The sequence below is a fragment of the Streptomyces sp. NPDC040545 genome (genome assembly GCF_055595065.1).
Genome location: NZ_JBVIWA010000010.1, coordinates 58,347 through 72,270 on the forward strand (window position 1 = coordinate 58,347; position 13,924 = coordinate 72,270).

12 protein-coding genes and 1 pseudogene are annotated in these 13,924 nt (G+C 74.6%); 5 read left to right on the forward strand and 8 right to left on the reverse strand.

Annotation, left to right across the window (positions count from 1 at the left end; genetic code table 11):
• Nucleotides 1-101: 101 nt before the first annotated feature.
• Together ACZ573_RS20330 and ACZ573_RS20335 are read left to right on the forward strand one after the other, a co-directional pair.
• A complete protein-coding gene (locus ACZ573_RS20330; protein WP_471305959.1) occupies nucleotides 102-1,724 on the forward strand; it encodes a serine/threonine-protein kinase in 1,623 nt (540 codons plus the stop codon).
• The gene (locus ACZ573_RS20335; protein ID WP_471305962.1) at nucleotides 1,721-2,347 is read left to right on the forward strand and encodes a hypothetical protein; all 627 of its coding nucleotides are present in this window, start codon (nucleotides 1,721-1,723) and stop codon (nucleotides 2,345-2,347) included. The genes ACZ573_RS20330 and ACZ573_RS20335 overlap by 4 nt, the downstream gene beginning before the upstream one ends.
• Before the next feature lie 189 nt (nucleotides 2,348-2,536).
• On the opposite strand, the gene ACZ573_RS20340 is transcribed toward ACZ573_RS20335, so the two are convergent.
• Nucleotides 2,537-3,826, reverse strand: a complete 1,290-nt coding sequence (locus ACZ573_RS20340; RefSeq protein ID WP_373042335.1) for an ATP-binding protein — start codon at nucleotides 3,824-3,826, stop codon at nucleotides 2,537-2,539.
• Between the two features lie 443 nt (nucleotides 3,827-4,269).
• Between ACZ573_RS20340 and ACZ573_RS20345 the strand changes: the two genes are divergently transcribed.
• Nucleotides 4,270-5,040: a trypsin-like serine peptidase gene (locus ACZ573_RS20345; RefSeq protein WP_471305965.1), complete on the forward strand. Its 771-nt coding sequence runs from the start codon at nucleotides 4,270-4,272 to the stop codon at nucleotides 5,038-5,040.
• 63 nt (nucleotides 5,041-5,103) lie between these two features.
• On the opposite strand, the gene ACZ573_RS20350 is transcribed toward ACZ573_RS20345, so the two are convergent.
• From ACZ573_RS20350 to ACZ573_RS20370, 5 genes and pseudogenes are all read right to left on the reverse strand, one after another.
• A complete protein-coding gene (locus ACZ573_RS20350) occupies nucleotides 5,104-6,303 on the reverse strand; it encodes an acyltransferase family protein (protein WP_471305968.1) in 1,200 nt (399 codons plus the stop codon).
• 90 nt (nucleotides 6,304-6,393) lie between these two features.
• On the reverse strand, nucleotides 6,394-6,876 hold the full coding sequence (locus ACZ573_RS20355; protein ID WP_471305972.1) for an NUDIX hydrolase: 483 nt from the start codon (nucleotides 6,874-6,876) through the stop codon (nucleotides 6,394-6,396).
• Nucleotides 6,877-6,913: 37 nt separating this feature from the next.
• On the reverse strand, nucleotides 6,914-8,539 hold the full coding sequence (gene lnt / locus ACZ573_RS20360) for an apolipoprotein N-acyltransferase (protein ID WP_471305975.1): 1,626 nt from the start codon (nucleotides 8,537-8,539) through the stop codon (nucleotides 6,914-6,916).
• Nucleotides 8,540-8,606: 67 nt separating this feature from the next.
• The gene (locus tag ACZ573_RS20365; protein ID WP_471305978.1) at nucleotides 8,607-9,122 is read right to left on the reverse strand and encodes a hypothetical protein; all 516 of its coding nucleotides are present in this window, start codon (nucleotides 9,120-9,122) and stop codon (nucleotides 8,607-8,609) included.
• A gap of 71 nt (nucleotides 9,123-9,193) precedes the next feature.
• Nucleotides 9,194-9,445 (reverse strand): annotated as a pseudogene (locus tag ACZ573_RS20370) (FAD-dependent oxidoreductase); the annotation flags it as partial.
• Between the two features lie 145 nt (nucleotides 9,446-9,590).
• On the opposite strand from ACZ573_RS20370, the gene ACZ573_RS20375 reads away from it, so the two are divergent.
• Entirely contained in the window at nucleotides 9,591-10,241 is a 651-nt protein-coding gene (locus ACZ573_RS20375; protein ID WP_471305981.1) for a TetR/AcrR family transcriptional regulator, read from the forward strand.
• Nucleotides 10,241-11,164, forward strand: coding sequence for an ADP-ribosylglycohydrolase family protein (locus tag ACZ573_RS20380; RefSeq protein WP_471306378.1), 924 nt, complete (start codon nucleotides 10,241-10,243; stop codon nucleotides 11,162-11,164). The genes ACZ573_RS20375 and ACZ573_RS20380 overlap by 1 nt, the downstream gene beginning before the upstream one ends.
• Here ACZ573_RS20380 and ACZ573_RS20385 read toward each other — a convergent pair.
• Both ACZ573_RS20385 and ACZ573_RS20390 read right to left on the reverse strand, forming a co-directional pair.
• Nucleotides 11,134-12,744, reverse strand: a complete 1,611-nt coding sequence (locus tag ACZ573_RS20385; RefSeq protein ID WP_471305984.1) for an ABC-F family ATP-binding cassette domain-containing protein — start codon at nucleotides 12,742-12,744, stop codon at nucleotides 11,134-11,136. The two genes, ACZ573_RS20380 and ACZ573_RS20385, sit on opposite strands and share 31 nt — an antisense overlap.
• Before the next feature lie 129 nt (nucleotides 12,745-12,873).
• On the reverse strand, nucleotides 12,874-13,665 hold the full coding sequence (locus ACZ573_RS20390; protein WP_471305987.1) for a glutamate racemase: 792 nt from the start codon (nucleotides 13,663-13,665) through the stop codon (nucleotides 12,874-12,876).
• Between the last annotated feature and the right edge of the window lie 259 nt (nucleotides 13,666-13,924).

Genomic DNA, 13,924 nt, shown 5'->3' on the forward strand with positions numbered 1-13,924 from the left:
TCCCAGGGGGCGTCCGGTCCGGGGAGGGCCGGTGGACGCCGGTCCGGGACCGTCGTCCGAGCGATGCGGCGGCGCCACACGGCAGGCAGGGGGCAGGAACGATGAACGACACGCGGGCGGCATGGTCGGTCCCCGGTTACACCGAGGTCCGTGAGCTCGGTTCGGGCGGCAGCGGCCGCGTGGTCCTCGCCGTCCACGACGGCACGGGCACCCCTGTCGCGGTGAAGTACCTCAGCGACCGGCTGCGCCGGGATCCGGCGTTCGTCGGGGAGTTCCGTGCCGAGGCCCGCCTCCTGGGCGGGCTGGAGTCCCCGTACGTGGTCAGGCTGTACGAGTACGTGGAGGCGTCCGGCGGCGCGGCCATCGTCATGGAGCTGGTGGACGGCATCTCCCTGCGCGCTCTGCTGAAGCAGTCCGGGCGGGCCGACGCCGAGGCCGCGCTGGTGGTCCTCAAGGGGTCCCTGCTCGGGCTCGCGGCGGCGCACCGGGCGGGCGTCGTCCACCGGGACTACAAGCCGGAGAACGTACTGGTCGCACCGGACGGCTCGTCGAAGCTGGTGGACTTCGGGATCGCGGCGAACCGGGGCAGCACGCCCGGCGTGGCCGGAACCCCCGCCTACATGGCTCCCGAACAGTGGCAGGGCCGGCCGGCCTCGCCCGCGGCCGACGTGTACGCGGCGACCGCGACCTTCTTCGAGTGCCTCACCGGCCGCAAGCCCTACGACGGGGAGAACTTCGCCGAGCTCGCCGTCCAGCACATCGAGGCGCCGGTACCGGAGACGGAAGCGCCCGAGCCCGTACGTCCGCTGATCCGGCGCGGCCTGGCGAAGGCGCCCGAGCAGCGGCCGGAGAACGCCGAGGCGTTCGTGGCCGAGCTGGAGGGCGTGGCGCTGGCGGCGTACGGGCCCGAGTGGGAGGAGCGCGGACAGCGCAAGCTGGCGGCGCTGGCCGCGCTGCTGCCGCTGCTGTTCCCCTCGGCGGGCGGCCCGGCGGCGGGTACCACCGCGTTCGCCACGACCAAGGTGCCCAGCGGTTCGGGCTGGGCTCCGGGGCGCCGCGGCTGGCTCGCGGCGGGCGTGGCGCTGGTGCTGGGCACCGTGCTGGTCCTGACGACGGACGCGATCGGCGCGGCCCCCGACGCGGCTTCGGCGGTGAGCGCCTTCGCCACGACGAGCGCGGCCCCGCCCGGCTCGGCCTCGCCGAGCGCGAACCCGAGCCCGAGCCCGACGGACTCCGCCTCCCCTTCGCCGAGTCCGAGCCCCTCGGCGTCCCCGAGCCCCTCGCCGTCCGCGTCCACGGCCCCGTCGGCCTCTCCGTCGTGGTCGACGAGCCCCACCCCGAAGCCGACGGTGAGCTGGCCGCCCACGCCGATCCCGACACCGACGCCCACACCGACGCTGAAGGTCACGGACGTCGCCGTGTCGCTCAAGACCGGCGTCTACCGGGGCGACGCGACGATTTCGGTCACCTCCCAGGGCACGGGCTCGGTCACGGTGACGGTGGAGTGGTTCCTGGGCGGCGCGCAGGGCTCCTACTCGGTCCCCGACGGCGCCGAGTCGTTCGTCGTCCCGGCCGGCTCGACGGCCACCCAGGTCAGGTCCCATACCTTCGCGCGCGACCGTGGCTGCTACGGCGGGGTCCGGGTCACCACCAAGCCCACCACCGGGAACAAGTCCGCGTCGGCCTCGCAGTACCTGCTGCGCTGCCAGGAGGTGCCCCGATGAGCGGTTCCGGCGCCCCCGAGGGCGACGACTACAGCGCCACCGTCCTCGGCAGCCACTGGTTCAGCGGTCCCCCGGACACGACCAAGAGGATGGCTCCCGAGGAGGTGGCTCCCGACCGGGTCGAGGGCTCCGTGCTCCGATTCGGGCCCGGGGTCACCGCGGCCATGCCCGCGCCGTTCCCCGTGGACGTCTCCATGGCCGTCGTACCGCCGCCCCGGCGGCGCCGCCTGGCCGGTCTGCGGCGGTACGCCCTCGCGGCGCTCGTCCTGGCAGCGGTCCTCGCGTACCTCGGGTGGCAGCGGCTCGGGCCCGGCATCGAGGTCCGGGACGTGGCCGTGCGTACCGATCCCAAGGGCCCGGCCTGTGACGCGGCGGCCGATGTGGAGGCCGTGGTGGCGACCAACGGGCGCCCGGGCGTCCTCGCCTACCGGTGGGTGCGCAGCGACGGCACCCGGTCCGAGCGGCTGACCGAGCGGGTGCCGCGCGGGCAGCGGGAGGCCCGGCTGCACCTGCTGTGGACCTTCCAGGGCAAGGGGAGCTACCCGGCGAAGGCGGAGCTGCAGCTGGTGTCGCCCGGTCGGCGCACGGCCGCAGTGGACTTCACGTACCGCTGCTCCCCGTAGCGGGCACGGCACCAGAGCCGGCCCGGGAAGGGTCATGAAGATGACGAAGCCCGTGCGGCGACGGTAGCCGAAGCGGCTGCCGCGGCCGCGCGGGAAGGCCCGCGGCCCCTTCGGGGAGTGGCCGCGGGCCGTTTCGCATTCCGCCCCCGCCGCAACCGGGGGACGGAAATCAGGGGGCTCCGGCCCGGGTCAGAACCGGGCGTGCGCGGTGATGTCCGCCTCGAACTCGCCCGTCATCGCCGGGGTCACCGTCGGGCGGCACTGCCGGACCGCTGCCAGGTAGTCCTCCGTGGTCGCGCCCAGCTGCGCGGCCGCCGCGCCCCGCGCGCCCACCGCCTCCAGGTCCCGCTCGAAGGACACCTGCGCCGCGATCCGCGCCGCGTGCTCGATGTCGGCCGGCGTGAACAGCTCGGTGGCCGCCACCAGGGCGTTCACGTCGACGTCCGCGCGGCCCGCCGTGTAGCGGGACCAGATGGCGGCGCGCGCCCCGGCGTCCGGGGTGCCGATCGGGATGAGGTAGTCGAAGCGCCCGGGCCGCAGGAAGGCCGGGTCGAGGGAGCGGATGGAGTTGGTCGCGCACACCAGCAGCCGCTCGTCGCCCTCCCGGAAGCCCGGTATCAGTTTCAGCAGCTCGTTCGTCACGCCGTGGATCCCGCCGGGCTGTGCGGGCTCGGTGCGCACCGGTGCGATCTCCTCGACCTCGTCGATGAAGACGAGTACGCGCTCCAGCTCGGCGATCCGGGCGAACGCGTCGCGCAGCGCGGCGGCCAGGTTGCCCTCGTCGGCAAGGCGGGAGGGCAGCAGTTCCACGAAGGGCCAGCCGAGCCGGGAGGCGATGGCCCGGGCGAAGGTGGTCTTGCCGGTGCCGGGCGGGCCGAAGAGGGTGATGGCGCGCGGCGGCCGCACCCCGTGCGAGGCGGCCCGCTCGGGCTCGGCGAGCGGCAGCACCACACGCCGCTCGATGAGGTCCTTCTCCTTCTCCATGCCGGCGACCTTGGTCCACAGGTCGTTCGGCAGGAAGCGGCCGCCGAGGTCGTCGAGGAGGCCCGCGGCCGGTCCGTGCAGCGGCTCGGTCTTCTCGAAGTAGGCGACGGCCGGCTGCCGGGTGTATCCGGCGTTGAGGAGGCCCTCGCCGAGCATGTCCTCCTCGGGCAGGACGTACGCGATGCGGCCGACGCGCGCGGCGATGAGCCGCCGCTCCAGTTCCACGAGCAGGGCGCTGGCCAGGCCCCGGCCGCGCCAGCCGGCGGCGATCGCGATGCGCATGACCCAGGCCCGTTCGCCGGTGACGCAGGCGAGCGCCGCGCCGATGGGGACGCCCTGGTGAACGGCGACCACACAGGGCTGGCGGTCGGTCAGCGCGCTGATGCACTCGGCGAGCGAGAAGACGGACTCCTGTCCGAGCTCGGCCGTGGTGTCGATCAGGTGGACCACCGCTGCGAGATCGCTCTCGCGGTAGTCGTGGATGAGCCAGTTCACCGGGTACCGCCCCTCGTTCGTGCTCCTGCGGCGAGGCTAGGGGCGGGGGGCCGCACGATCACGCTCCGTGGTGCACAACACCGGGTCCGGAAACCGTCCGTGGCGTCCATAGACTGGTGGGCCCTGGGGCTCGGTCGGCCACCGCGGCGTGCGTGGCGCTGGTCGCGGGGGAGCCGGGCTCTCCACGCTGCTGCTGGTCTCGTTCCTGGAGCGCGGGCCGGACCGGCGGGCCCGGCCGCGCTGGGCGGCGTACGGCTCGGGCGCGGTGGCAGGGGCGTGCGGCGGTGCCGCAGCTCCGGATAGCCGCCCATCGGCTGTCTACATCCGACATAGCGGGGCCTGTCCGGGCATGCCCCGGTCTTCACATGAGCTTCACAGGATTCACAGGGGATTCATACGGAACACCATCCTCCGGACATAGGTTCGGCGGGCAGGGTGGAAAAATGATCCACTCCACGCTCCTCCGACCGGCCCGGCGCACCCGTGCGCGGCGGGCGTCCCGGATCCTGTTCGCCATGGCCGCGATGGCCGCGCTGGTCGGCGTGGACCTGCCCGACGCCGCCGCCGGACCACCGCTCGGCGTCACCGCGTGGGCACTGCCCGGCGCCACCACCGACCGGGTGGGCGCGCTCTTCCCGGGCGGGCAGGACGGCGGACATCACTGCACCGCCGCCGTGGTGCACAGCGAGGAGGGCGATGTGGTCGCCACCGCCGCGCACTGCCTGGAGAGCCCGGACACCACCCTCTTCGCACCGGGCTACCGCGACGGCAAGGCCCCGTACGGATTCTGGAAGCTCACCGGCACGTACATCGCACCGGGCTGGACGGACCGGCAGGACCCGGACGACGACATCGCCTTCGCGACGGTGGCCCCGGTGGACGGCGGGCGGACCGGAACCGTGGAGGCCCTCGTGGGCGGTTTCCCGGTCGCCGCCGAGCAGCCGGACGACGCCAGGGTGACGATCATCGGCTACCCGCGGACCCTGGAGGCCCCGGTGCGCTGCGCGAACACCACCGGCCTGCTCTCCGCGAGCCAGCGCCGGATCGACTGCCCCGACCTCACCGGCGGCACCAGCGGCAGCCCCTGGCTGGTGAACGGGGCACTGGCCGGAGTGCTCGGCGGCTACGAGGGCGGCGGAAGCGTCCCGGAGATCTCGTACAGCGCGGTCATGGGCGACCGGGCGGTGCAGCTGTACCGGGAGGCACGGTCCTGAGGCCTTGAGGCCTGCCGAGACAGCGCTAGTGCTGTGACCGGGAAGGTTCACCGGGTCACAGCACTAGCGGCGGGCCGGGATGCGTTCCGCGTCGGGCGCCGAGGGCTGGGCGGGGAGCCGGCCGATCGACGGGCCGCGCGGGGTGGCCGACCGGATGTCCTGCATCCCGCTGCGCAGCCGGTCGCGCAGGTGGCGGCCGAGCGGGCGTTCCACGAGCCGGTGGATGAGCCAGGCGAGCAGCAGCATCGCGGCGGTCACACCGGTGACCAGGGGTACGGGCGCCACGTCGCGGCGGAAGTGATGGATGAAGGTCAGCCCGGCCATCATGTGGATCAGGTAGAGCGGGTACGTGAGCGCTCCGGCGTGCGGGAGCCAGCGCCACCGGACGCCGTCGAGGGCGCCGAGCGCTATGGCCGCCATCAGGGCGAAGCCCAGCGCGATGACCAGGTGGGCGGGCCAGGCGGGCGTCCGCTCGGTGGCGGCCCGGCCCAGGTTGGTGATCATGCGGGCGTGCACGTAGTGCTGCGCGAGGAGGAACTGGACCCCGACGACGGCCCACAGGACGGCGTTCGGCCCGAACCGGCGCATCAGGTAGAAGCCGATACCGGCGATGAAGTACGGGGACGAGGACGAGACCGCGAAGAAGGAGAGCACGCCGTTGTCGGCGGTGGGCGCCACGACGCCGGCCAGGGTCCAGGCCGCGCAGAACAGGACGCAGTTGCGGTAGGTCAGGCCGCGCATGACCACGATCGCGAACAGGACGTAGAACTTGAGCTCGACGAACAGGGTCCAGTAGGCGTCGTCGATGTTCGGAACGCCGAGGCCGGTCTGGAGCATCGACAGATTCACCAGGACGTCACTGAACGCCCTGACCTGCCTGACCTCGGACCAGGAGTACAGCACGAGGGCGGTGAAGGCGACGGCCGCCCAGTAGGCGGGGAAGAGCCGGGCGGCCCGGGACACCGCGAAGTCGCCCACCGAGCGGCCCCAGGCGCTCATGCAGATGACGAACCCGCTGACCAGGAAGAAGATCTCGACGCCGAGCCAGCCGTAGACGGCGAGGCGGTGGGCGTTCGGGAAGACGTCCGCGGGTGCTTTCCCCCAGGCGCTTTCGAGGGCGGAGTAGTGGTAGAAGAGCACGCCGAGCGCGGCGAGGACCCGCACTCCGTCGAGGACCGCCAGGCGCCCGCCGGGGACCGCTCCGGCCGACGGGCGGCCATGGCCGCCCGCCCGCGACTCTCCGGCTGAATTGCGCGAGGTCATCCCTCGACCGCCCCCTTGAATGTACGACTGTCCGATGACCGCCTTGGATCAGCGGAACCTTACAGCGCACCTCCGCGCAGCTCACACCCCCTAGGTGAGAGCGGCCGGGGCCTCGAACCAGGTCGGCTCGTCGAGCAGGGACCGGTGGATCCGGTCCAGACCGAAGGGATCCAGCGGCGGCAGCGCGTCCACCTCGAACCAGGCCACTTCGAGGGACTCGTGGTCGTTGGCCCGTGCCTCGCCGCCCGTCGCGCGGCAGCGGAAGGTGATGTCCTGGAACTGGCAGATGTCACCGTTGGGGTAGGTCATCGGCTCCGTCATCTGGACGAGGACCACGCGCTCGACGACGCAGCGCACCGCCGTCTCCTCGTACACCTCGCGCACGGCGGTCTCCGCGGGCTGCTCCCCCGGCTCGGCGATTCCGCCGACCACCGCCCACTGCCCGGTGTCGGTGCGCCGGCCGAGCAGCACCCGGCCGAGGTCGTCGAAGACGATGGCCGTGACTCCGGGCAGCAGGAGCAGCTGGTGCCCGGCGGTGGCGCGGATCCGGCGGATGAAATCGGGTGTGGTCATGCCCCGACCCTACGAGGCCGCCGGACCGAATCCCGCCTCAGGTGGCACGGCGCGAGCGGATCCGGCGGTTCAGGATCCACCCGAAGCCGCCCGCGGCCAGCAGGAGCAGTGCGTACTCCGGGAGCGGACCGACGACCGTGGCCGGGGTGCGGCCGGAGCGCAGCGGGATCTCGGCGACCAGGGCGTCCGCGGTGAACATCTCGGTCTGCGAGACGATCTTCCCGTCGGGGCGGATGACGGCGCTGACCCCGCTGGTGACCGGGACGAGGACGGTCCGGCTGTGCTCGACGGCGCGGATCCGGTCCATGGCGAGCTGCTGGTAGGTCATCTGCGTCCGGCCGAAGGTGGCGTTGTTGCTCGGTACGGCGATCACCTGGGCGCCGGCCTGGACGGTGGAGCGGACCGCGTCGTCGAAGGCCGCCTCGAAGCAGGTGACCATGCCGACACCGGTGCCGGCCATGTCGAAGACGCCGGGCTCCTTGCCGGGACCGAAGTCGCGGCGCACCCGGTCCACGTCGGAGCTGAAGAGGCGGACGACGGAGCGCATCGGGATGCGCTCGCCGAAGGGCTGGATCTTGCGCTTGTCGTAGGTCGCGGTGGGGCCCTTGACCGGGTCCCACAGGATCATCGTGTTGCGCAGCGGGCCCGTCTCCGGGGCCACCACGGCGCCGATGGCGACGGGCACGCCGATGGCCTTGACGGCCTGGTCGATGACGTCGTGGGCGTCGGCCTCGGCGTACGGGTCGAGGTCGGAGGAGTTCTCCGGCCACACGACGAAGTCGGGCTTCGGGGCGCGGCTGGCCTTGACGTCCTCGGCGAGCTGGACGGTGCGCCGGGCGTGGTTGTCGAGGACGGCCCGGCGCTGGGAGTTGAAGTCGAGGCCGAGACGGGGCACGTTGCCCTGGATGACGGCGACCACGGCGGTGCCGTCCTCGGCCGCGTCGGAGACCAGCGGGCGGGCGGCGAGGCCCACGCCGATCGGGGCGGCGACGGTGAGCGCGGTCAGCGCGGCGGTGGTGCGGCCGGGGTGGCGGCGGGCCGTGCGCAGGGCCTCGTAGAGGCCGAATCCGCAGAGGGCGACGCCGAAGGAGAGCAGGGGGGTGCCGCCGAGGGCGGCGAGCGGTGTGAAGACGCCGTCGGCCTGTCCGAAGGCGAGCTTGCCCCAGGGGAAGCCGCCGAAGGGGGCCCGGGCCCGCAGCGCCTCGCCCGCGACCCAGACGGCGGCGGCGAACAGCGGCCAGGCCGGGAGCCGGCTGACCAGGGCGATACCGAGGCCGGTGAGGCCGATGAAGAGTGCTTCGAGGGTGGTCAGTGCCAGCCAGGGCACCGGGCCGACCTCCTCACCGGTCCAGACGAGGAGCGGCAGCAGGTAGCCGAGCCCGGCGAGGAGCCCGAGGCCGAAGCCGGCCCGGGCGCGGCGGCCGTGGAGGCAGCCGGCGAGCAGGGCGAGGGCGAAGGGGGCCAGCCACCACAGCGGGCGGGGCGGGAAGCTGAGGTAGAGCAGCACGCCCGAGAGGGCGGCGAGCAGGGCACGCAGCAGCCACGGTCCCTTCCGCTTCGCGGCGGACCGGGCGGTCGCGGGGGGCGTGGCCGCCTCGGCCGGGGGCCCGTCGGCGGACTGCGAGGGCTCGTTCCCCGTCGCGCGGGTGACACTGCTGCTCATCTGGCGGAGTGTACGTCCCCGCGCCTCGCGGAGCGGTAGGCGCCCGGCCGCCCTCCGCAGGACACCTCTACCGGGCGAGGGCGCGCAGGTGGGCGCGGATGACGCGGACGGCGCTCTCGGCGTCGTCGACGGTGACGGTGAACCGCTTGCCGTCGGCGAGGACGACGGCCAGGCCCTCGCCGCGCCGGACGATGATCGCGGTGCCCTTCTCGGGGCGCCAGCGGTGGCCCCAGCCTCCCCATTGCTGCGGGGTGATGCTGGGGACGAACTCGGCGGAGGTGACCTGTGTGAGCCGGATCTTGCGGCGGGGCACCCCTATGTGGCCGCAGCGCACTTCCATGGCCTCGGCGTCGACGGTGACGGCGACGTGCACGAAGGCCAGGGTGCCGTAGAGGATCAGCAGCCCGGCGGCGAGGCAGCCGATCACGGACATGAGCAGCGGGATGATGCCGGCGGTCCAGGCGTAGTCGACGGCGAGTTCGATACCGAGCGCCAGACACGCCGCACCGACGGCGGCGAGCAGCCACTGCACGCGGTTGGAGGCGCGGCCCGCCCAGAGCGGACCCGGAGGGTGACCCGTCATGAGTAGCAGCGTACTCACGTTCCGCTTGCCCGCCACCGCCCCTCGCCCACTCGGTGCAGCGCGGCTCCCGCACGGCGGACGAGGAGGGCGGCCAGCACCGTTCCGTCGGGGCGCCGGATGCGGGCTCCCCGGTACGGGACCGCCCGCGCCCGCAGCGCGTCGCCGAGGCCGAGCCGGTCGAGGGCGGTCTGGGCGGTGGGGTGGATGCCGAAGGCGGTTCCGTGGCGTTCGAGCGCGGTACGCCGTTCGAGGACGGTCGCCTCGCAGCCCGCACGGCGCAGGCCAACGGCGGTGGCGAGTCCGCCGACCCCCGCGCCGACGATCACGGCCGTGCCCCCCTCCGCGCCCCGGTCCCCGCCCGCTCGGCGTTTCGCTCATGGCCTGCCCCTTCACCTTCGCCACACGTCGACAACCACCACAGATCTGGTACTACATCTGTGGTACCACGGTTGTGGTTAAGGTGGCGACGTGAATCAGGACCGGAGGGACCGGCTGCGCGACGCGGCCATCGCCGTACTGGCGCAGGAGGGCGGGCGCGGGCTGACGCACCGGGCCGTCGACGCGGCCGCCGCCGTGCCGACGGGCACCGCCAAGAACTACTTCCCGACCCGCGACGCCCTGCTGCGGGCCGCGGCCGAACGCTGCGCGGAGCAGTACCGGGCGCTGGCGCAGACCCTGGCGGGGGCCGGGCAGGAGCAAGCGCCGGGAGCGGAGTCCGGACCGGGGTCCGGACCCGGACCGGGACTCGGACCGGGGCCTGCCGACGCGGCGCAGCTCGCCGCTCTGCTCGCGGGGCTGCTGCGCGACACGGCCGGGCCCGGCCGCATCCGCATGCTGGCCTATCTGGAGCTCCAGGCCGAGGCGGCGCGGCGGCCCTGGCTGGCCGCGCTGCTGGACCCGGCCGCGGCGGCGGATTTCACGGCGCACGCGTACCTGCTGCGCGCGGCCGGACTGGCGGCGGGGCCCGAGCGGGCCCGCGCGCTGACCCTCGCCCTGCACGGCGCCATCCCCCACCTGCTGACCGGAGCGCCGGCGACCCTGGCGGCGGCCGGCCTGGACGACCTGGACCGCTTCACGCGCGAACTGCTGGCGTCCGTGTGCGAGGAGGAGGACCGGTGATCACCCGGCTGGACCGGGCCGTGGGAGCCGTCATCGGCTCGGCCGCGGGAGACGCACTGGGCGCGCCGTACGAGTTCGGGGCGGCGGGGGAACTGAGCGCGCGCGGCACGGAGATGGCCGGGGGCGGCGGCTGGGACCCCGGCGAGGCCACGGACGACACCCAGATGGCCGTCCTCGTCGCGGAGTCGCTGCTGGAGTGCGGCGGTCTCGAACTCCCCGACATCTTCGGCCGGTTCCAGCGCTGGGCGGCCGGGCAGCCGAAGGACATCGGGCTGCAGACCGAGGACGTGCTGACCAACGGCGAGTCCTGGGAGCTCGCCGCGGCCCTGCACTTCCAGATCAACGCACGGGCGGCGGGCAACGGTTCCCTGATGCGGGCCGCCACCCCGGCGGTCTACTTCGCCCCCGCCGGGCGGGAGGGGACCATGGAAGCCGCCCGGCGGATCGCGGCCCTGACGCACGGCGACCGGGCCGCCTGGGAGGGGACGGCGATCCTGCACGAGCTCGTCCGCGTCGCCCTGGAAGGGGCCGACCCGCTGGCCGCCCTCCCCGCGGCGCTCGCCGCGGTGCATCCGGACCACCGCGAGCGCTACGGTCGCGTGCTCGCCCCCGACTGGCATCCGGAGCAGGCCACCGAGTTCAACGGAGCGGTGTGGCCCTGTCTGGGTTCGGCCGTGTGGGCACTGCGGACCACCACCGGCTTCGCCGAGGCGGTACGGGCCGCCGTGGACCTGGGCGGGGACACCGACACGGTGGCCGCGGTGACGGGTGCCCTGGCCGGGGCCCGGTACGGCCAGAGGGCGGTGCCGGCCCACTGGACGGCGGCGCTGCACGTGCCGCTGCCCGGGTTCGGGGACCGGGTCCTGGACGCGGACGGCCTGCGTACGCTGGCTCAGCGGCTCGCGGCGGCCGGCTCCCGCTGAAGTTCCAGGCGCCGCCCCCGGAAGGACGCGCGCAGCCGCCGGTCGTGCGTGACGAGGACCAGGGTGCCGCCGAAGTGGGCCAGGGCCGCCTCCAGCTCCTCCGCCACGGCCGGGGCCAGGTGGTTCGTGGGCTCGTCCAGCAGCAGCAGGTCGAGGGGCCGCGCCACCAGCCGGGCGAGCTCCAGCTTGCGGCGCAGGCCCGCCGAGAGCGCGCGTACGGGCCGGGTGAGGTCGTCCGGGGCGAGCAGTCCGTCGTCCGCCACCCGGTCGGCGTACTCCTGGCCGAACACCTCGGCGACGGAGCGCGGTTCGCGCTGCCACGGGTCATCCTGCCGGAGCAGTCCGACCCGCGGCGGCGTCCGTACGCTGCCCACGGCGGGCTCCAGTTCACCCGCGAGCAGGTGCAACAGGGTGGACTTCCCGGCGCCGTTGGGTCCGGTCACCAGGAGCCGCTCCCCCGGCGGCAGAGTGAGCGAGACGGGCGCGAGCCGTCCCGGCAGGGCCGCACCGGCGATCTCCACCACTCCCGCCGAGCCCTCGGTGAACCGGCCGGTGAAGACCAGCGGCCGCGGGGGCGGGGCGACCGGGCGCTCGGTCAGCCGGTGCAGCCGTTCGCGGGCGGCGCGGACACGGCTCGCGGCGCCGTGGGTCCGGGACCGGGCACGGAAGGCACCGGCTCCGCTGAAGCCGCGCGGCAGCTTCCGCGGGATCGCGGCGAACCGCCCGATGTTGGTGTCGGCGAGCCGCTCGGCGTCCCGCACCTCCTCGCGCCACTGCTCGTACTCCCGCTCCCGGCGCGCCCGTTCGGCGGCGCGAGCCGTGCGGTAGCCCGCGTAGCCGTTGCCGTGCCGGCGTACCGTCCGGCCGTCCTGGTCCACTTCGAGGACGGCTGTCGTGACGCGGTCGAGGAAGAGCCGGTCGTGGGTGACGGCGACGACGGTGCCGCGGTGGGCGAGCAGACGGTCCTCCAGCCAGGCGACCGCCTCGTCGTCGAGGTCGTTGGTGGGTTCGTCGAGCAGCAGGAGTTCCGGCTCGGCGGCGAGGGCCGCCGCGAGGGCGAGCCGGGAGCGCTGACCGCCGGACAGGGTGCCGAGCGGGCGGTCCGGGTCGAGCTCGGCGCGTTCGCCGAGGCGGCGCAGGGTGGCGGCGACGCGCCGTTCGGCATCGCGGCCGCCGCGCGCCTCGTAGGCGGCCAGGAGGTCTCCATACGCGGCGAGTTCCTCGGGCCCGGCCCGGTGGAGCAGCGATTCCGCGGCGCGGATGCGGCGTTCCAGGGCGCGCAGGTCCGCGAGGGCGAGGCCGACGGCCTCGCCGACGCGGGCGGTCGGCGGGAGGTCGAGGGTCTGCGCGAGGTACCCGAGGCCGCCGGGGGCGGTGACGGCGACCTCTCCGTGGTCGGGGCGTTCCCGGCCGGCGAGCAGCCGGAGCAGGGTGGACTTGCCGGAGCCGTTGTCGCCGACGACGCCGACCCGCTCGCCGGGCCGGACCGTACAGCTGACGCGGTCCAGGACGACGCGGGTGTCGTAGCTCTTGGTGACCTCGGACAGGACGATCCGGGTGGTGGCGAGTGGAGCACGCAAGGGCGATCCCCCTTCGGAGCACTGCGAGACGGACCGTTCCGTCTCGCTACGTGGACAACCGTAGATCAGGTGCGGATCTCATGCAAGACGATTCGTCTCGCGGGGGGTGGGTCGGGCGGTCGACCTCAGTCAGCCGACGGGCGCGCCCTGGCCCGCGAGCAGCCTGCCTTCGGCGTACGCGAGCGCGGCGGCGGGCAGGGTCCCCTCGCGCCCGCTGCGCAGCACGGTCAGTCCGCCCGTGGGCGGCAGGCCGGGCTCGGGCCGCAGGCCGAGGCGCCGCAGCGCCTGGACCGCGACGGGTTCGGCGGAACCGTGGTAGACCAGCCCCGCCCCCTGGGTCCGCGCGGCGAGGGCGGCCCGGATGGGGCCTTCGACCAGTTCGTAGTGCGTGCAGCCGAGCACCACGTCGGTGACGTCGGCCGGGGTGAGCGCGGCGGCCGCGGCTACGGCTGCCGTCACGGCGGCGTCGTCGGCCGTCTCCACCGCGTCGGCGAGGCCGGGGCAGGGCACCTCGGTGACCCGGGCCCCGGCGGCGAAGTCGCGGATGAGCCCGCGCTGGTAGGGACTGCCGGTGGTGGCGGGGGTGGCCCAGATCGCCACCCGGCCGCCGGCGGCCGCGGCGGGCTTGATCGCCGGCACGGTCCCGACGACCGGGATGGCCGGCTCCAGCTCCGCCCGCACGACGTCCAGGGCGTGCACGCTGGCGGTGTTGCAGGCGACGATCAGCGCGTCCGGGCGGTGCGCGGCGGCGGCCCGGGCGACGGCGAGTGCCCGCTCGGCGAGGTCGGCGGGGGTCCGTGGGCCCCAGGGCATCCCGTCGGGGTCGGAGGACACGACCAGATCCGCGTCCGGCCGCAGCCGCCGCACCACCGCGGCCGCCGCGAGGAGGCCGATTCCGGAGTCCATGAGCGCGATCTTCACCCGGCCACCTTAGTCGACCCCCGCCCCGGCAGAACCGAAAGCCCCCGGAGCGCCGGGGCGCGCGACGCACCAGCCGCATCCGGCACGCGGAGACAGCGAGCCGTCACACCCTGCCCGAAAGGCCGGCGCACCTGGGGCGCCCGGGTACGCGAAAGGCGAGCCGGGGCCCGGTAGCGGGAGGACGGCAAAGCCGTCACATCCGGTCCGGAAGGCCGCACTCCGGCCGAAGGGCCGTCACACGCAGGCCGGGAATCCGCCG